General features: G+C 40.1%; 19 protein-coding genes and 1 pseudogene. 7 read left to right on the forward strand and 13 right to left on the reverse strand.

Going from position 1 to position 18,257, the window contains the following annotated elements; genetic code table 11:
- Positions 1-151 precede the first annotated feature (151 nt).
- On the forward strand, positions 152-376 hold the full coding sequence (locus BM126_RS07755) for a DUF2188 domain-containing protein (RefSeq protein WP_090988999.1): 225 nt from the start codon (positions 152-154) through the stop codon (positions 374-376).
- A gap of 161 nt (positions 377-537) precedes the next feature.
- On the opposite strand, the gene lepB is transcribed toward BM126_RS07755, so the two are convergent.
- Entirely contained in the window at positions 538-1,083 is a 546-nt protein-coding gene (gene lepB / locus BM126_RS07760; RefSeq protein ID WP_090989000.1) for a signal peptidase I, read from the reverse strand.
- 56 nt (positions 1,084-1,139) lie between these two features.
- Positions 1,140-1,454, reverse strand: a complete 315-nt coding sequence (locus BM126_RS22275) for a hypothetical protein (RefSeq protein WP_177201354.1) — start codon at positions 1,452-1,454, stop codon at positions 1,140-1,142.
- On the opposite strand from BM126_RS22275, the gene BM126_RS07770 reads away from it, so the two are divergent.
- Complete coding sequence (locus tag BM126_RS07770; RefSeq protein ID WP_256213021.1) at positions 1,435-1,956, forward strand: YdhK family protein; 522 nt, start codon at positions 1,435-1,437, stop codon at positions 1,954-1,956. The genes BM126_RS22275 and BM126_RS07770 overlap by 20 nt on opposite strands.
- Before the next feature lie 33 nt (positions 1,957-1,989).
- Here the strand turns inward: BM126_RS07770 and BM126_RS07775 are convergent, their stop codons facing one another.
- The 4 genes from BM126_RS07775 to BM126_RS22280 form a co-directional block, all read right to left on the reverse strand.
- Positions 1,990-2,673, reverse strand: a complete 684-nt coding sequence (locus BM126_RS07775; RefSeq protein WP_090989003.1) for a response regulator transcription factor — start codon at positions 2,671-2,673, stop codon at positions 1,990-1,992.
- A 1-nt stretch (position 2,674) separates the two neighbouring features.
- On the reverse strand, positions 2,675-4,051 hold the full coding sequence (locus BM126_RS07780) for a sensor histidine kinase (protein WP_371261427.1): 1,377 nt from the start codon (positions 4,049-4,051) through the stop codon (positions 2,675-2,677).
- A gap of 170 nt (positions 4,052-4,221) precedes the next feature.
- Positions 4,222-4,503, reverse strand: a complete 282-nt coding sequence (locus BM126_RS07785) for a four-helix bundle copper-binding protein (RefSeq protein ID WP_256213022.1) — start codon at positions 4,501-4,503, stop codon at positions 4,222-4,224.
- 671 nt (positions 4,504-5,174) lie between these two features.
- The gene (locus BM126_RS22280; protein WP_177201361.1) at positions 5,175-5,315 is read right to left on the reverse strand and encodes a hypothetical protein; all 141 of its coding nucleotides are present in this window, start codon (positions 5,313-5,315) and stop codon (positions 5,175-5,177) included.
- Between the two features lie 191 nt (positions 5,316-5,506).
- Between BM126_RS22280 and BM126_RS07795 the strand changes: the two genes are divergently transcribed.
- The 5 genes from BM126_RS07795 to BM126_RS07815 all read left to right on the forward strand — a co-directional run bounded on the left by BM126_RS07795 (position 5,507) and on the right by BM126_RS07815 (position 12,275).
- Positions 5,507-6,319 (forward strand): STAS domain-containing protein, encoded by an 813-nt coding sequence (locus BM126_RS07795; protein WP_090989005.1) that lies wholly within the window; start codon positions 5,507-5,509, stop codon positions 6,317-6,319.
- A gap of 494 nt (positions 6,320-6,813) precedes the next feature.
- Positions 6,814-7,020: a copper chaperone CopZ gene (gene copZ / locus BM126_RS07800; RefSeq protein ID WP_071350616.1), complete on the forward strand. Its 207-nt coding sequence runs from the start codon at positions 6,814-6,816 to the stop codon at positions 7,018-7,020.
- Positions 7,021-7,154: 134 nt separating this feature from the next.
- On the forward strand, positions 7,155-9,593 hold the full coding sequence (locus BM126_RS07805) for a heavy metal translocating P-type ATPase (protein WP_090989006.1): 2,439 nt from the start codon (positions 7,155-7,157) through the stop codon (positions 9,591-9,593).
- Positions 9,594-9,745: 152 nt separating this feature from the next.
- Positions 9,746-10,576 (forward strand): STAS domain-containing protein, encoded by an 831-nt coding sequence (locus BM126_RS07810; RefSeq protein ID WP_177201362.1) that lies wholly within the window; start codon positions 9,746-9,748, stop codon positions 10,574-10,576.
- Positions 10,577-10,979: 403 nt separating this feature from the next.
- Complete coding sequence (locus BM126_RS07815; protein ID WP_090989008.1) at positions 10,980-12,275, forward strand: VTT domain-containing protein; 1,296 nt, start codon at positions 10,980-10,982, stop codon at positions 12,273-12,275.
- A gap of 56 nt (positions 12,276-12,331) precedes the next feature.
- Here BM126_RS07815 and BM126_RS21885 read toward each other — a convergent pair.
- The 7 genes and pseudogenes from BM126_RS21885 to BM126_RS07840 form a co-directional block, all read right to left on the reverse strand.
- Positions 12,332-12,532: pseudogene (locus tag BM126_RS21885) on the reverse strand (IS1595 family transposase); the annotation flags it as partial.
- Between the two features lie 120 nt (positions 12,533-12,652).
- Positions 12,653-13,099 (reverse strand): hypothetical protein, encoded by a 447-nt coding sequence (locus tag BM126_RS07820; protein WP_090989009.1) that lies wholly within the window; start codon positions 13,097-13,099, stop codon positions 12,653-12,655.
- On the reverse strand, positions 13,089-13,217 hold the full coding sequence (locus BM126_RS22775) for a hypothetical protein (protein WP_256213023.1): 129 nt from the start codon (positions 13,215-13,217) through the stop codon (positions 13,089-13,091). The genes BM126_RS07820 and BM126_RS22775 overlap by 11 nt, the downstream gene beginning before the upstream one ends.
- A gap of 58 nt (positions 13,218-13,275) precedes the next feature.
- The gene (locus BM126_RS07825) at positions 13,276-14,334 is read right to left on the reverse strand and encodes a tetraprenyl-beta-curcumene synthase family protein (RefSeq protein WP_371261428.1); all 1,059 of its coding nucleotides are present in this window, start codon (positions 14,332-14,334) and stop codon (positions 13,276-13,278) included.
- A gap of 25 nt (positions 14,335-14,359) precedes the next feature.
- Entirely contained in the window at positions 14,360-15,448 is a 1,089-nt protein-coding gene (locus tag BM126_RS07830; RefSeq protein ID WP_090989010.1) for a Ger(x)C family spore germination protein, read from the reverse strand.
- Entirely contained in the window at positions 15,441-16,526 is a 1,086-nt protein-coding gene (locus BM126_RS07835) for a GerAB/ArcD/ProY family transporter (protein WP_090989011.1), read from the reverse strand. The genes BM126_RS07830 and BM126_RS07835 overlap by 8 nt, the downstream gene beginning before the upstream one ends.
- A gap of 21 nt (positions 16,527-16,547) precedes the next feature.
- Complete coding sequence (locus BM126_RS07840; protein ID WP_090989012.1) at positions 16,548-18,065, reverse strand: spore germination protein; 1,518 nt, start codon at positions 18,063-18,065, stop codon at positions 16,548-16,550.
- Positions 18,066-18,257 lie beyond the last annotated feature (192 nt).

Consider the following 18,257-nt stretch of genomic DNA (forward strand, 5'->3'; position numbering starts at 1 on the left):
CAGCCGTTATAAATTGAGCTCTGCTTCGTTGATTCAAGTTTAACATATTTAACCATATTTCTTAAGAGTAAACACTCGTTTTCACCAGGTTTTCTGTTCATGTCTTAAGGGTATTTATTGATAAAAATAGTTTACTCGATGAGGTGAGAGAATGGGCAAGAATCAGCATGTTACACCGCATCCCGGCGGAGGCTGGCAGGTGAAAGCTGAAGGAGACAAAAGACCTTCGGGGGTCACGGATACAAAAAAAGAGGCTGTGGATATGGCGAGAGAGATTTCCAAAGATGAGAAATCCGAATTATTTATACACGGGAAAGACGGCCAAATACAGTCAAGGGACAGCCATGGACATGATCCTTTTCCGCCAAGGGGCTAGCCGGTTTGAGGGCTGGCTTTTTCTATTTTAGGGCTATATTCGGTTCTTAATTCATAATGTTGATTAACAAAGAAAACCGCAAATATTTTTATGCGGTTTTCTTTGTTAGATTAATAATTTCTTATTAAACTAAGGCTCTCTTTATAATGCATAAACAGAAATTAGTTATTTACAATTTTAACTTCTTTTAACGGATAATAAACAATATTTGTTGTCCCTATTATCTTTTTTAGTGGTATCGCTCCAATACGGCGGCTGTCTTCGCTGATTCTTCGGTTATCTCCCATTACAAATAAACAATCTTTTGGAACCGTTTCACTGCCTACTGCGGTTTCCTTTAAAGTAAAGGATTCTGTCAGGTTTCCTTCATTTAGTCTTTTCTTATATTTTTCTAAGTATGGTTCTGTATATGTCTTTCCGTTTATATATAAAACGTCATTTTTATATTCGATTCTATCACCAGGGAGTCCAATTACGCGTTTAATGTAATCTCTGCCGTCAGGGGCGTGAAACACAACAATATCAAATCTTTTCGGTTCTCCAATTTTAGTTACAACCATACGTTCCTTGTCCTGTAGAGTGGGGTTCATTGATTCACCGTCAACAACAATAGGGGTAAAGAAAAAAGAACGCATAATAAATACTAAAACAATTGCAGCCATAATGGGTTTAAACCATCCGATCATTACACTTTTCTTATTAGCCATTACTCAATCTCCCTTAATATTTGTTTGTATTGATATCCTTATATTACCATATGTGTTTAGTGTTTGTTATTTTTCTGATAAACAAGGTGGCTGATTTCCGCTACAAGATCCCTGCTAAATTGTTTTGATTTAAATTCGGGAAATATTGAAAGGCTTATTCCTTTGCTTATACCTCCTCTTAGAAATGCATTATAGCAAGGTCTACTCGCATGGGTAAAAAAATTTTTCTGATAATAGTTTCCTGATAAGCAGAGTTCTGCACTGATATGCATAATTTCTGCAAATCTATCAGCTATCCTCTTCATATAGATTTTATTTAAGGGGAGGATTATTATGGGTAAAAAAATAGCTATGCTAATATTTGCAGTCATGCTTGTTTTTGCGCTGTCTGCATGCAGTGATTCAGCGGATAAAGGCCATAATATGGATCATTCCAGTATGAATCATACTAGCTCAGGCGAAATTCCGGAAGGTTTAAAGACAGCCCAGCATCCGGCTTATAAACCTGGCAGCGGGGTCATTCTTAAAGCAGACCATATGAAAGGAATGAACGGGGCAAAAGCAACAGTTAAAGGGGCATATGATACAACAGCATATGTGCTGAACTATACTCCTTCAAATGGAGGAAAAAAAGTAAAGAACCATAAATGGGTCATCAAGGAAGAAATCAAAGATGCTAAAAATAAGGATCTGTCGCCTGGTGCAAAAGTGACGCTCAAAGCAGACCATATGAAGGGCATGAAGGGTGCAGAAGCTGAGATTGTGTCTTCAGAAAAAACGGTCGTGTATATGGTGGATTACACTCCTGTTTCAGGAGGAAAAGAAGTGAAAAACCATAAATGGGTAACAGAAGATGAATTGTCTGCGAAATAGAAAAGGAGCTCATCCAAAGCGGATGGGCTCTTTTCATTCGTTATTTGTGCTCCATTTATAGCCGACACCCCAAACGGTTTTCAGATGCTGATCAATCGGAAATTCTGCCTGGCGCAATTTTTCTCTTATGTTCCGGATATGTGAATCGACGGTCCGGTCTTCTGTTTCTGAAGAAAGTCCCCAAATGGCCGACAGCAGATGATCCCGGGAGAAGACCTTATTTTGATAGTTCAAAAATAATGATAAAAGAGAGAACTCTTTTTTTGTCATGGGAATTCGCTGTGATCCGCAGAAAACCTCAAAAGCTTCTTCATTTAAAGTAAGTTCCTTAAATAGAAGTGGTTCATCATTGTCTCCAGCGGTTCTCCTCAGCACAGCTTCCATGCGTGCAAGCAGTTCCTCTTCATCAAATGGCTTTGCTACATAGTCGTCTGCTCCTAATTTCAGTCCTCTTACTATTTCATTTTTATCACTGCGGGCGGTAAGCATAATGATGGGCACACTCGAGGTTTCACGGATTTGTTTGCACGTTTCCCAACCGTCCGCTTCTGGCATCATTATGTCCAGCAGTATTACATCAATGTTAGTACGCTCAAGCGAATCTAAAGCCTCGCTTGCTGAGCTGCTTTTGATGCATCTATAGCCATGCGGGCTAAGGTACAGTGTTAATAGTTCAAGCATTTTAGGTTCATCATCAACCAGCAGAACGGTATTCATCTTATTGCTCCTTCAATAGTATGGTAAAGCATGTTCCTTTGTTTACTTCACTTTCAGCAAATATCTGGCCGCCGTGTGCCACAGTCAATTCTTTAGCGATGGCTAACCCGATCCCAAAACCGCCTGTTTCCCTGGAGCGGGACTTATCCACACGGTACAGACGGTCAAAAATATAAGGGAGTTTTTCCGGCGGGATGCCAATGCCTTCATCACGGATTTCAATGACAATAGCCTCTTCTTTTTTATAAACTTTCATGCTTGTACGTGCAGGTGCAGCTGAATATTTTAAGGCGTTATCGAGAAGGTTGATAAGAATTTGCCCAAAACGGGCAGGATCTGCAAATATCTTTAAATCTTCATTTGCTTCCAATGTGAGCTGGATGTTTTTATTTTTATATGCAGGAAGCATCTTTTCATAAATGCCCTGCAAAAAAGTAGGTAAGTCTATAACCTCTTTTTTTATCTTAAACTCATTTTGATCAAGCCTTGCCAAATCAAACAGCTCTTCAAGAAGGGCACTAAGCCGCTCCGATTCTTCATGAATAATGGTTAAGTACTTTAACCTGTCTTCTTCATCCAGCATCGGCCTTTTCGCAATATCGGCATATCCCTTTACATATGTCAGGGGGGTGCGCAGTTCATGCGAAATGCTTGCCAAAAACTCATTTCTTTCTTTTTTGAGATAATTCAGGTCATTGGCCAGAGTCTGGATGGAAGATGACAACTCTCCCAGTTCATCCCTCGAAGGTGAGGGGAGAGTAACAGAAAAATTGCCTACGCTGAGCTTTTTAGTTGCTTCTGTCATAGAAATCAAAGGCCGTGTTAATGCCCTGGATAAAAAGAAAATAGAGATCAGCATAAAGACGGCAACTAATATTCCTGCAAAAATAAAGTGGTGATTTAACTGGGAAATCAATAATTTAACACTATTGGTATCCTTAAACATGAATACATTTCCGCTGTTTCCCTGTTTTGTAAAGTAGCTTGTTACTGTTGAAATATATTGTTCGTTTTTCCAGTCCTGCTGAAGGATTTTCCCCTGCAGCGGAACCTTGCCGGGATGTTTGTACAATATTTCCTTCATGCTGCTGTTTATTTTTCTGGAAGAAGCGAGAACTTTCCCGCTGCTGTCAGTGATTACGACTTCAGTATCAGTCTGGGATTCCATCAATCCGATGTGATGGAGAGTTGATGGGTTAAACGATATTTCCAAAACATCACGATGGCTGTTCCCGCGAGCCTGAAGGGAATGCAGCTCCTGGCTGACCCGGGAATGGATGATGCCCGTGTGCAAATATGTCATGGAAATCGACTCGATCAATAACATGCATATAAAAAACCATAATCCCAGCTTAAACGAGATTTTCAATATCTTCACCCTGCTTCATCCAATTCAGCAGACGGTACCGAAACCTGCCCTGAAGGATTAATATGTATTTCTGCAATTTTACCTTGGAAATGTGAAAAGAGTATGCAGAACGCTTTATGTATGAAAGTATAACAGGAAAAAGGGAGTGCTTTCTAGAATCAGTGCACTCCCTTTCTTATTTATGAAATCATCTTACGGCAGATTTCCGCACATGTTAAACAGGCATCTGCACATTTTTGGGAGTGATCGTGGTGGTGCTGTCTGCACTCATTTCCGCAGGCTTCGCAAATCTCTGCACATAGCTGGCAGATCTGAAGTGCAAATGGACTGTTTGATTGCATGGCCCTGGCCGCCAAACCGCAAATATCGGCACATTCCCTGTCCATCCTGATGCAGGAGCTCATCATTTTAACATCTTCTTCGTTCAGGCTGGCATCATTTGGTATTAAGGCCTTTTTCAAAACTCCATAAAAACTGCACAAATTAATAATAGGCGGTGAAAACGAACTTTTAGTTTTACATGCAAATTGAAGTTGCACGAACAAGGAGATAATCAAAATGCCTTATTAGTGAATTTTCTTAAATTAAAGATCAGGATTAAAGAAAAACAACTTAAAAAATACATAGGCTGGGATAGAGAAAGCAATGATTGCAAGAAGATATAGCGGTCTGAGGCGTTTGTCTTTTTTAAACATAGCCCATATAAATCCAATTATTATTACCACATACCCTACTGCGTATAACCACATGCCTAGTGGTCTATCCAAATGAATTCACACCTTTCACATTTCTAATTAAAATCAGCATAGTATTCTTCACATTTATCAATTATTGCCATGTACAAATACAACGAGTGGCGCAGCAGTAATAGCAGCCGCGAAAGATAATATCGCTCACGGTCATATTCATTTTCAGTTATTACGGTGCCATTTTTTAAATACCCTATTACTGGAAAAAAATCCTTTTAACACTTAGTTACTCTAGTTAAGGTTGTACCTTTTTATTATTTATTGATTTTTTGGAACCTGTTGGTTAACGGGCTAAGTTAAGATATTACACATATACGTGCGTCCTTTGGGATAATTCTTTTCACTCTTTTTGATTTTTTTCAAAAGATCACTGTGTTGCTAAATTAGAATTGTGAGCAGCCGACCATAAAGTTTTGCGGGGTGACGGCAGAGGTAATTGTAGTATTAAATGAATCTCCAGTGTCATTAATCGAATGAATTGCCCAAGTAATTGTACTCCCGCAAATGGCTGCTGTCATAAACACATCAAATAATCCTTACGCCTTGTGTTAAGTGACGGTTAGCAAGCCTGATTTTTGGTGTAACGAGCAGGGAAGCCCGCTATTACTAACAAATGCCAAGAAGGAATTTAAGGCAAGACTAGAGAAGTTATTTAATGAATTTTAGACATACCAGGCAGTATGTTTTAACCTATTATGCAAGGGGAGTGAACCTAGTGCGGCAATTTAACAACAGGGTAGTCGATTATTTTAGGGAACACCAAAATGATGTAATCAGAACACTTTTACCAAAGAACTTAGAAGAACTTAATATAAAATTTACTGAACAGGATTTACATATCCACTATGAAATGCTTCATTTACTTTTGGACCGGGTAACCAGCAGTCTCAAAATTAGCAAAGAAGAGATTTCAAAAAATGAATTAGGCTACGATTCCCTAAATTATTTTTTTAATCAAGGCGTTCAGTTAAAAGAGACTGTGGCAGTACTTGGATCATTCCGATTGTCTTTACTCAAATATCTGCGTAATTCAAAAATCATCGATGGCAATGACTTGGAAGAAGGGCTTCAAATATATGAAACTATTATTTTTGCTTTTGATGAAGCCATAAGGATAACAACACAACAATTTAACAATCAAACTGAACAAAACAAACAGACAATGGAGAATGAGCTGGATAATGTTGCTGCTCCGATTGTTTTTATTAATGATGATGATGCAGTGATGCCTCTTGTGGGAGGGTTTTCTTCGTCACGGATGGACAGCGTAGTGAATAACACCCTAAATCAAGTAGTAAAACTAGACGTTAGAAAACTAATTATAGATTTTTCTGGTTTTGTAGGTGTTAGTACAGTGATTTTTCAAAAATTGTTTGAACTAATAGGCGGATTAAAACTAGTAGGGACCAAGGTAGAAATTTCAGGGTTTTCTCCAAAAATGGCAAAAACGTTTACAGAACTTGGATTGGATTTAACACATGTACCTGTATATGGACAATTGAGACATGCGTTGGCATCTAGCCCTTAATCTGCTGTAAAGTTTGCCTGGTAATATGAAATCTTTCCTTTTCAGCGGCCATAGGATTCTAAAGGTTTGCTTAAAGCGTTCATAAATTGAGGATGAAGCCATTCACCCTCTTTTTTTTAGGCTGTTTTCGTAAACTTTGTTGCTATGAAACAAGGGGTTGATTTCCGCTCCAGGATGCTTCGCTTTCCGCGGGGCGTGCGCTGAGCCTCCTCGACTTGCGTCTGCGGGGTCTCACCTGTCACGCTGATCCCGCAGGAGTCTCCACACCTTCCGCTCCAATCAACCTGTTATAACAATGGAATTGCCTCGAGAACTATTTAAGTAACAACAATCTTTAAGAAAAGAGCCTTTTTTTATGTCATCTATCTAAAGTAACAAAAGAGCTTTTGCATAATCCTTTACATAGGGTAGGGGGGTATAATATACTGGGGGTGTAAAGAAAAAAGAGGATGTTCAGTAAACTTATAAATAGTAGGAAAAAGGAGAGAGTGTACATGGAAAAAACAACTTTAAACGTAAAAGGCATGACTTGCGGACATTGTGTAAAAGCTGTTGAAGGAAGCGTCGGTGAATTATCTGGTGTTTCATCTGTTACTGTCCATTTAAAAGAAGAAAAAGTCGATGTAGAATTCAATCCTTCAGAAGTATCATTAAGTGAAATTAAAGAAACGATTGATGATCAAGGCTACGATGTGGTTTAAATAAGAGGGACAAGAGCAGCGTGCTATCCGGCACGTTCTCTTTTTTTAAGGGCTTTGAATGATGAGCGGCGGAACATGCGGGATTTCTGTAAATGATATCATTATACCCTGCAACGTCTTGGAGGTGCTGCTGTATGAGTGAATCTGGAATAGCAAAAATGAAAGAAGCGAACTATCAAATAACAGGCATGACATGTGCGGCCTGTGCCGGAAGAATTGAAAAAGTCCTGAAGAAAATGGAGGGTGTCCAAGAGGCAAATGTCAATTTGGCCCTGGAAAAATCAAGAATCACATATGATCCAAGCATTGTTTCAGAGGAGGATTTTCAAAAGAAAATCAAACATCTTGGATATGATGTGGTGATGGATAAAAAGGAATTCGATATTACCGGGATGACCTGTGCGGCCTGTTCAGCGAGGATTGAGAAGGTCTTAAATAAAATGGACGGAATTTCAAGCGCAACAGTGAATCTTGCCCTAGAAAGAGCAAGCGTAGAATTTAATCCGTCATTAGTAGACACTGGAGATATAGTGAGCCGCGTCCAAAAGCTCGGGTATAACGCGATTGCAAAAGAAGAAAATGAAAATACGGCAGATTACCGACTCAAAGAAGTGAAAAAACAGCAAACAAAATTCATTATTTCTGCCATTCTATCTCTTCCATTGCTGTGGGCGATGGTCAGCCATTTTTCTTTTACTTCTGGAATTTATCTGCCTGAAGCGCTTATGAATCCTTGGGTTCAATTCTCGTTTGCTACACCAGTCCAGTTTATGATCGGGTCGCAGTTTTATATTGGCGCATATAAAGCGCTGAGCAATAAAAGCGCAAATATGGATGTACTTGTAGCCCTTGGAACATCTGCAGCGTACTTTTACAGCTTGTATATGACGATTGCAGCGGGTTCTGGCGGGCATATGCCCCAGCTGTATTATGAAACAAGTGCCATCCTCATTACATTAATTCTTCTCGGGAAACTGTTTGAAGCAAGAGCCAAGGGCCGCTCGTCTGAAGCGATTAAGAAGCTGATGGGACTTCAGGCTAAAACGGCGATTGTCATTAGAAACGGAATGGAGAAAGAAATTCCGCTTGAAGAGGTTCAAACTGGCGATGTTGTCCTCATCAAGCCAGGAGAAAAAGTGCCTGTAGATGGCATGATTCTTGAAGGGAATTCCGCGGTGGACGAATCGATGATAACAGGAGAAAGTGTGCCTGCAGATAAACAAGCAGGAGATTCGGTCATTGGGGCCACAATCAATAAAAACGGATTCTTAAAGATTGAAGCACTCAAGGTCGGAAAAGACACGGCTCTCTCCCGCATCATTAAGGTAGTTGAAGAGGCCCAGGGTTCAAAGGCGCCTATCCAGCGCCTCGCTGATAAAATTTCGGGGGTATTTGTGCCGATTGTTGTGGGGATTGCCGTTATCACCTTCTTGATCTGGTTTTTAGCTATAAATCCCTGGGATTTTGCCGATGCATTGGAAAAACTGATTGCTGTTTTAGTGATTGCCTGTCCTTGTGCACTTGGTCTTGCGACACCGACCTCCATTATGGCAGGATCTGGCCGTGCAGCAGAATTCGGTATTCTCTTTAAAGGCGGGGAACATCTGGAAGCGGCGCACGTCATTGATGCAGTGATTTTAGATAAAACAGGGACCGTTACAAAAGGTGCTCCGCAATTAACAGATGTGATCGCATATGAAATAGAGGAAAATGAACTTCTATCATTGATCGGTTCAGCCGAAAATCAATCCGAACATCCTCTTGCACAAGCAATTGCTGCTGGAGTGAAGGAGAAAAATATCCCTTTAAAAGCTGTGCAGCAGTTCGAAGCGCTGCCAGGCTATGGCATAAAATCAGCAGTTGATCACACGTCCGTTGCTATCGGGACACGAAAGCTTATGGAACAGGAGAATATCAGTCTTGCACCATATGTGCTGTCCAGCATGGAAGCTCTTGAAAATCACGGGAAAACCGTGATGCTGGCTGCTGTTGACGGGAAATATGCCGGAATGATTGCGGTGGCAGATTCAATTAAGGATACTTCAAAAGAAGCGGTCCGCCGGTTAAAGGATCTGGACATCAGGGTGCTTATGATTACTGGAGATAACGAGCGGACGGCCAAAGCCATTGCGAAGGAAGCGGGCATAGATGAAGTGATAGCAGGGGTCCTTCCAGAAGGAAAAGCCGCGGAAGTTCAAAAGCTTCAGCAGCAGGGAAGAAAAGTGGCCATGGTTGGCGACGGGATCAATGATGCCCCCGCTCTCGCTGCCGCCGATATCGGAATGGCCCTTGGAACGGGTACAGACATTGCGATGGAAGCAGCTGATATTACACTCATCAGCGGCGACTTGAACAACATTGCCGATGCCATTTTGATGAGTAAAAAAACCATCCGCAACATCAAACAAAATCTCTTTTGGGCATTTGCCTATAACGTCATTGGCATTCCAATTGCCGCCCTTGGCCTGCTCGCCCCGTGGCTGGCAGGAGCTGCCATGGCATTCAGCTCAGTATCAGTCGTACTGAATGCCCTTCGCCTGCAGCGCGTTAGAATTGCTGACAGGGGAAAATAGGTGGAAATAGAGATCCCGTTTCGGGGTCTCTATTTTATTTGCTTATAGGGACAGGCTTTGAAGCATTGTATAATGTTATAATATGAGAAGCTGCAGAGCCGTGTTTTTAATATAATCAGTTTAAGATGTGCAGTGTACTAGGGGGCAAAATAGTGAGCGGGATTGAAACCTTCGCAATATTTTTAATTCGAAATGCTGATTCAATAAGCAGAGAAATCGTTGAATATAATTTAGGAAAATTAGAAATAGAGCTTCCCTATGAAATTGTCGAAAAGTCAATAACCAATAACCGTGAATTTTTGGAGTTCCTTGGGAGTTCGTTACATTTATCGGATGAATCAGTGACTGAGATGTTTCTTCAATGGCACAAAAAACATCTGGAAAAATCTCGAGCAGAATCCCATCAGTTTAGTTTCGAAGACATCTCCAGCCTTATAAAGCCATATGCGGAAACTAAGCTCCAGCTAATAAATATGCTTGCCAAAACAACCATCAAGCAAGGCCTGTCTACAGATGAGGTAGTTTTTGTAAATAACCGAACAGGTTACCTGCTCGATTTAAGTATTACTCAATCTATCCTTGAACGAGAACGGTTAGCAGATGAAATGAATGTAAAAAATCAAAAGGTAATAACTGAGTTATCATCACCAATCGTGCCCATACAAAATGGAATAGCGATTCTCCCGTTAATTGGAGAATTTGATTTAATTAGAAGTGAGCATATTATGGATAAGGTTATACCAAAAATCAGTAACCTGAAAATTGAGTGTCTTATCATTGATTTCTCTGGACTGGTTACGATTGATAATGAGGTGGCCGGCAGAATTTTTACCATAAATAAGGTTTTAAAATTATTAGGGGTAAAAACCATATTTACAGGTATACGATCTGATTTAGCAACAATGAGTATCGCCGCAGGAATTGATTTTACAGATTTAGAAACGTTCAGCACCGTAAAGCAAGCCATCCTCAGCATAAGTTAGCACAGCAAAAGGAAGCTTCATATTTCATTAAAATTTGAGTTAATTAATCTTTTGGCTGCCATTTTCGGGCGGCTTTATTTATTTCCGCTAGTGAAATTGCTTGTTATGGCATTCGCTCGAATCAATCGGAAACTGGCTCTAATGAAGCAGAAATTCGCTCTAATCAAGGTGTATTTGGCTCGAATCAGGCTGGAATTCGAATGAATTTTCCATTTTTATGGAAAATATCAGGCTCGTCGTTTAGATTTTTAGGGGTGTTACTAAATTATTATCCTCACTGGGTGATTTGCCAGCTTTAAAACAATAATTCTTCTTCATTTTAATCTTCTCTTAATTCTTTTTATGCCGGCAATGAGGTATCATTAAGTAGTGCTACGCTCTTTATCAGGAGGTAAATAAATTAGTGGACCAAATTATACATTTATTAAATGAATATGGATATATCGTATTATTTTTATCATTAATGCTTGAGCTGATTATTGTCCCGATACCTAATGAAGCAATAATGAGCTATGTGGGTGTGCTTTGCTATCAGGGAAAGATGAATTTGTTTCTGTCTGTCTTATCAGCCGGATTGGGCGGTGTGGCAGGGGTGACGGTTTCCTATTGGATCGGCTATAAGCTTGGCGAGCCCTTTTTCCGCAGATTCGGCCGATTTATCCACATGGGGCCGGAGAAAATAGAGAAGATGTCCGTCTGGTACGGGAAATATGGGAAGGTGCTCTTGCTCATTTCTTATTTCATTCCGGGTGTAAGGCATATCGCCAGCATTATTTCCGGGATTATCAAGCTTCCATTCCGGACTTTCGCCATCTTTTCATATATTGGTGTCTTTTTATGGACAGGAACCTTTATTTGGCTCGGAGATTTGATGGGGCCGAAGTGGGATCAGTTTGAAGGAGAAATTAAAAAGTGGCTCGTCCTTGCAGCCATTCTTATTGGTACCATTGGCTTATGTTATTTTGTCATAAAAACAAACAAAGAATATATTAAAGAAGCCATAATCCTTATTTTTGAAAATGTATTTCAGCGTTTCCATAGTTTCCGCAAAATAAAAATTATTATTTTAGGTGTTTCCCTGCTGTTTGTTTCGTTTATTACCTTGATGGTTCTTTATATAAAAAGCGTTATTTCAAATGAGTTTGTCCAATTTAATGAAGTGGTAAAGACGGTTCTCAATTCATTGTTTAATGTTCACTGGAACGGTCTGATGCATCTGCTGCAGCATCTTTCTTCCTGGCCGGTTCTTGGAGTGCTTTCTTTATTTACACTGGCAGCGATCTTTTTTAACAGGAAAAATATATGGCTTGAATGCATCTTTTATGCTTCGGCAGTGATCGGTACCTACCTGTTTTCCATTGGTGTTCGCTGGCTGTTTCATTTCTTGCTTGGTGCAAAAAGCATTAGCGAGAATTTTGCTGATGAAAAGTCCATGCTGTTCATGACGGTGTATGGTCTGCTATGGTTTATGCTGATCCGCCATAAGTCGCGGTTTTTATCAGCAGCATTCCTGTTCGTCTTCTTTATTTTCTGTCTGGCAGCCTATTCAGTCAGTTCCATTTATCTTCATCAGTCACTTCCGAGCGACATTCTTGCCTGTTACGTTTTCAGTGCTGTACTGGTCAGTGGAGCCATTTTATCTATGGAAATGTTCCGTTTCTTAAACTTGATAAAAGAAAGTATCCGAAAAATCGATTAAGCGCACCTAAGGGCAGTTTCTCCTATAAAGAGAGCTGGCCTTTTTTTGCTGCAGCCGACAAACTCTTTCTTACTGCCATTTATAATAATGTGTTCCAAATAGCCGAATAAAATTTATATGAATCATGAGCATCAGAAATAAGCACCGTCGATTTGTTCGGTTAGAATTCTGCCTGAACCAACACGCTTTGAAGGAGTTGTTTTATTCCGGTCTCTTGCGATCAATACACAGACTTGTTTCGGGGATAAACTTGCACGATTAACACCGAAATTTGCATGACTCCGTAATTAGCGTACCGAATATCCATGCGAAGCACTGAAAAAGACAGCTGATATCACAGGCATCCCGGGTTACCTCCGTCTGGTCAAAGTAAATTATTAAAAATAGAGTAAAATGCGGCGGATGATAAACCCGCTTAAAATACCGGGTATAAGAAATAACATAGGAAGCCATACCGGGCCGAGCAGCACACCAAATATTTCTAATTTAGAGGAATAAAAAAGCCCAAGCGTGACGAAATAGGCTGAAAAGACAAATGGCAGGGAAGCCCATGGTTTGTTTCCGCCTCCAGCATCCCGGTAGGCATCCCACATGGAAAAAAAGTATAAGCAAGGGTAAAACATCAGCCATTGATGGTTTGTCACTTGAATGGCTTTTTGAATTTCGCCCTGAAAGCTGTATATAATAGCTAAGTTAAAGTTGGCCTGCACATTAATTAGAACCTCGATGCCAATAAATATGAATCCTTTTATTAATTTGCCATTCAGTATTTGTCCAAAACCGGGAAATGCTGCACTCCAAAAAATCGTCTCTTTAGCGTCCACATTTTTTTAATCCTTTATTGATAGCGAAATCCGCGGAATGTGCTTTACTTACATCCATGCAGGCGGCATAGGAACTCCATAGAATACTTTGGATACTTCCTTTATGATGATTTTCCATTGTATTAACCTCCTGATTATCTTCAATTATAATTTTCCCATATAGTAAATATACTTATTCATGACCTTGCACTCAGCATATTGTAAACCCTGGCCATTCCATAAAAGAAATATGCTTGCCTGCCTCCCAGTTTAATGACCTTTCTTGCAAGCCGGCGGACATTTTTTTGAGACTTGATTTTACTGTCAGATAGATATAAGCCAAGCAGGCCCTTAAGGATAAGCTGGTGGAAGCCTTTATCTGGTATATTTGCCGCCGTATCCAGTGACTTAGAGAAAAAGCTTGCAAAAGAGGCCATTAACTCTTCATCATCCCGATAATAGCTGCAAAAATTCAAATCTCCCTCCTTATGGTCTTCTTCCTGATCAATAAAATAATCCAGTAATATATGAAGGCCCTGAATGTATGGAAAATAGCCATTGAATATGGAAATGGCTTTTTCTTCATTAAAGTCTTTCTGGGTGCTGTATGCACAAAGACAAAATATGCCTAGGGTAGATCCGGCACAGGCGGAAAATTCATACCAGGCAAGGGAAGGGAAGTCAGAAATCCTGGTTCTGGCCCAGTCCATCAGGCGCGTCGCTCTTTCATCTACAGTAACATGCTTATGTACCTGCAGCTCGCAATAATAGGAATTTAGTGCCTCCATGTATGGCAGGATGATGGTGTGATGCCGGATGCCGCGCAGTACTGACTGGCAGACATCCACTAACTCATGCAGGTATCCGCCATCATCTTTTTCGTTTCTGAACCGATAATAATCTGTCTTTCCCAGTGCAGGGTCAATTGAGTGCTTCATGGCTTCATGCAAGGCAGAAAAATCTTCTGGATTTAAAGAGGTGCCCCTGTCGCACAGGTTGTCGAGATAGTCACTCATTGTTTGGTACCCTACGATAAACTTGATGGTTTCTGCCCGGTTCCATTTATTATCTGCAAGCAGGGCAAAAATAGCTCCTCCCTGACAGTGAAAAGCTTTGCTTCCTATGCTTGATAATGCCTGTTTTTTAAGCACAGGATCTGGAATCTGTTCCGCTCTTTTTCTCCAGTGGGCAAGCTCCTTGTCAACGAAAGGAAAGACTTTATAGAAAATGTCCATCATTAAAGCAATAGAATTCAAATACATAACCTCTCCTTCCGCTTGTTTAATCAACAATTCCTGATTGGCTCAGTTCGACATCCATTTTTACCGTAATATCCATTTTGGGGTATTTTTCCTTCCACTCTTTAAAGTCGAAATGGCGAGTTTTACTTCTCATTTTTTCGCCAAGGCCTAATGGATCTACTTGCAATTTCTGGAACTTCTTTATCATTTTATTTAATTTTTTGGTAGAATCCTCACTGAAATCTTTTTCCACTGCATGAAGAGCATTAGGGTCAGTGAAGGTGACACGACCGGCATCGGTTATTCTTCCTTTCATGGATATATGAACCACTGCTCTTGAAAAATCGCCCTTTGTCATTTGGTATTTCACCTTTGAGTTAAGATTTTCGATGGTTAAAAAAGTACCGCTTTTTAACTTGATTTCATGCAGCCCGTTCTCGAAATTTTCATACATTGTTTTAAAAAGAAACGATTCTTCTTCCGAAACGGATCCTGCATATTTATCTTGTTTAAAAAGAGCGACTCCCTTAATTCTGATTTTATTTTGATAGTTATCCAGCAGCGGCATGATTGGATCTTGGCCTACTTCTTTGTAAGTATTCAAAAATGAATGCAAATTTGTTTTAGGAAGATTTAAGTTCATGTTGGAATTAAAAAGATCAGAAAGATACCGGGAAGGGGTTTCTGATACCGTATAATTTTTTTTGAGCATCTTTTCAACAGATCCGTCAACAACACCCAGATAAATATTCCTCCCGATTTCAGGATCCCTGCTGAGCGTTTTAATATAGTAGCCTATTCCGTGCTCTGCGAGTTCTTTATTATATAAAACCACATCCGCTCTTCCAATCATGAGCGTTTTAGGGGATTCCGTCTGAATGATTTGGCGGATATTTTTGCTTGTATGTCCTTTTGCCGTTAAATAGCTGTTTTTTGGCGGGGCTGTTTCTTCATTTGAACTGATCGGTGTGACAGCAGTGCCTTTTACATACATATCATCAATATAATCATATCCAAATGCGGTGATAAGCTGGATATCCTCAAGAATACGGGGCTTTATGCTGTAGCCGGCGACCAATAGTATGGTAAAGATGGTCCACCATATAATTTGAAGCGGGTTGTTATTCATTTTTTTTACCTGCCTTCAATCGTATAAGTTGAAAAGCATAAAGAAATGGAATGTAAAAGTAGATCAATATAAAGCCTGCTTTCCCCGTGTATGTATTTAGCAGATCGATTTCAACACGGTTTGAAAACAATACGCAGCTAATGAATGTAATAATTAATAACAGGATCAATCCCTTTTTTTGCTTTAAGTGAATAACCTTCTTCAAGCCCCAGCTGGCTGACCACATAAGAAGACACAGGTTTGGAATGATGACAAAAAGCCAAACCACAATGCCTGTATATTCGAATCTTTCAATAAACGGCAAGTTTACGATTTTCCACAAAGTCAAAGTGGCCCAAATGGTATCTTTCAGCTGGCTTTGGCTAAAGTACAGGAACGAAACAACTGCAGTGAGAAAATAGAGGAATATGCTGAAAAGGACGCCAAGATGTGACCATTTTTGCGACTTTTCTGCTTGTTTAATAAATGGATAAAAAAAGAATAGCGTTTCAAAGCCCAAAAAATTGAGAGTCATGGTTTTAGCGCCTAATAAAATTTCTCCAACAGAATGATCCATAATGGGAAATATCCTTGTAATGTGTCCTTCCTGAAGGGGAAACCAATTCATGAAGATGACGGGAATTCCGTAAAGGACACTTAAAAACGCAATGCCTGTCACGACTCTGAACCCCTTTATGACGAATACATAGGTGATGGTCAATAAAATCATAATCATATACCAGGTATGGAGCTGAGGGAATATCCAGATTTGAATGACCTCAACATATGTGCGGGAGATGGTGACCATCAAAGCCAACAAATAGACAATGAAAACGAGTGAGAAAAAATTCCCGATTACTTTGCCAAAGAGCTGTTTATGTATGACGGTTATATCACTTTTACCCTTATTCAGTATTTTATACGACATCCATATAATGAGGTTGATGGAAAATCCGGAGATGAGTATGGATATCCATGCATCGTGGCCTGCATCCTTCGCTATATAGCGCTCAAATCCAAGAATGGCCACGCCTATTTGTGCGGTGTGTATCAAATAAAAGGTGAAAAACGGCGAGACTTGGCGGTTTTCTTTTACCATGATTTATCCTACCTCTGCAGATTATTCTTCAATATCCGGATTTTTTTTCTTCTTCTTGGCTTTGTCTTTAAATCTGACTGGATTTTGGGATCTTACTTGCATAGGGCGTAATCTCTGGTGAGAAAATGGCAGCCTGAATAGGGCATCCTTTAAATCATGTATCCTGAGCGGGTAGATAGGTGCGATATATGGCCTTCCAAGCGAAGTAAGGCCAAGCAAATGCGCCAAAACAAAAGCGAAGCATACAGAAATGCCAAGAAGTCCTAGAAACTGGGCGAATAGAATAAAAGGAAAACGAATCAAACGGATGGTATTGCTCATCTGATAGACTGGGGTGGTAAAGGATGAAAGAGCAGCCAATGCCACAACAATCAAGAGCACATTGCTTGTCAGCCCTGCATCAACAGCTGCAGTTCCAATAACGATACCGCCAACGATACCGATTGTCTGTCCTACCTTTGTAGGCAGCCGTGCGCCAGCTTCCCGCAGAAGCTCGATCGTCAGTTCTAAAATAATCGCTTCCATTACCGGCGGAAACGGAATACCGCTTCTTGATGCAACAAGTTTATTTAATAAATCCTGCGGAATCAATTCATAATGATAGGTCAAAATCGCCACATACAGCGGAGTGGATAAAACGGAAAACATAACCGAAAACAAACGGATCAAACGAAAAGCTGATGCAATATGCCAAGTCAGGAAGTAATCCTCAAAAGCAGAGAAAAACTCTACAAGCGTCGTTGGCCCGGTTAAAACAGATGGAGAGCCATCTGTCAAAATGGCAATTTTACCTTCAGCCAAAACACTTGCTGTCCGGTCAGGGCGTTCTGTATCAATCAGCTGAGGAAATGGCGAATTTCTGTTATCAGAAATCATCTGCGTAACAAAGGATGCATCCACGATTTCGTCATATTCTATATTTTTTATTCTTTGAATGACGGTATTTACGTTTTCTTCATTGGCCACTCCGTCAATATAAGCCACACAAATTCTCGTTTTGGACAAATTCCCTACAATGATTTCTACAAAGGTTAATTCAGGAATAGGCAGCCTTTTGCGGATTCTGTTTATATTAATATCCAGGGATTCCACAAAAGCTTCTTTAGGCCCTATTACGCTGTACTCCTGCTCTGGAATGGAAATGGCCCGTTTTTCTTCTGTCAGCGCATTCACCAGCATGACAGTGGTATCATCTTCATGCAGCTGAATAATGATAAAACCGGCGAACAACTTTTTCTGGATCTCGGAAACTTCATTTGTAACCATGATATTCTCAAACGGCAGAGTGTTTTTCAGCTCTTCATATGTCTTAAATTTCTTATCCTGAAGATACAAAAAGATATCCCGGTGCAAAATTTCAGGAGAGACGAGAGTCTTAAAATAAGAAATACACAAAAAATTATGCTTATTCTGCTGAAACCTCATGAAATCCGCTGATTTCCGGCATGTATCAAGAAGATCCTTCAGTGAATGATAGTGTGTATCCAGCTGGCCGCCGGGTGAATTCTTTTTATCTGATTTCTGCCACCAGGTTTTCATGTATTTCCTCTCCTTTCCCGCATCTTTGGAATATCTGTACACTTCAATATTTTTCTACAACAGCCGGTAATTATTCCTAGATGTTTTGTAAATGTACATGGTTATAGCAGAAGCTGTCCCTGAAAAGGGGAGTTGCATGATTTATGTGAAAAGCTGCATGAATATCGCCGAAAGTTGCATGATTCTTCGAAA

It is taken from the genome of Bacillus sp. OV322 (assembly GCF_900112495.1).
Taxonomy (GTDB): Bacteria; Bacillota; Bacilli; order Bacillales; family DSM-1321; genus Peribacillus.

Bases quoted from the DNA above. Each gene is read 5' to 3' on its own strand.
- BM126_RS07770 (WP_256213021.1), top strand. From the start codon at position 1,435: ATGCTAATATTTGCAGTCATGCTTGTTTTTGCGCTGTCTGCATGCAGT.
- lepB (WP_090989000.1), bottom strand. From the start codon at position 1,083: ATGGCTAATAAGAAAAGTGTAATGATCGGATGGTTTAAACCCATTATG.
- copZ (WP_071350616.1), top strand. From the start codon at position 6,814: ATGGAAAAAACAACTTTAAACGTAAAAGGCATGACTTGCGGACATTGT.
- BM126_RS07830 (WP_090989010.1), bottom strand. From the start codon at position 15,448: ATGAATAACAACCCGCTTCAAATTATATGGTGGACCATCTTTACCATA.
- BM126_RS07775 (WP_090989003.1), bottom strand. From the start codon at position 2,673: ATGAATACCGTTCTGCTGGTTGATGATGAACCTAAAATGCTTGAACTA.
- BM126_RS22775 (WP_256213023.1), bottom strand. From the start codon at position 13,217: ATGGAAAATCATCATAAAGGAAGTATCCAAAGTATTCTATGGAGTTCC.
- BM126_RS22275 (WP_177201354.1), bottom strand. From the start codon at position 1,454: ATGACTGCAAATATTAGCATAGCTATTTTTTTACCCATAATAATCCTC.
- BM126_RS07805 (WP_090989006.1), top strand. From the start codon at position 7,155: ATGAGTGAATCTGGAATAGCAAAAATGAAAGAAGCGAACTATCAAATA.
- BM126_RS07840 (WP_090989012.1), bottom strand. From the start codon at position 18,065: ATGAAAACCTGGTGGCAGAAATCAGATAAAAAGAATTCACCCGGCGGC.
- BM126_RS07755 (WP_090988999.1), top strand. From the start codon at position 152: ATGGGCAAGAATCAGCATGTTACACCGCATCCCGGCGGAGGCTGGCAG.
- BM126_RS07835 (WP_090989011.1), bottom strand. From the start codon at position 16,526: ATGGTAAAAGAAAACCGCCAAGTCTCGCCGTTTTTCACCTTTTATTTG.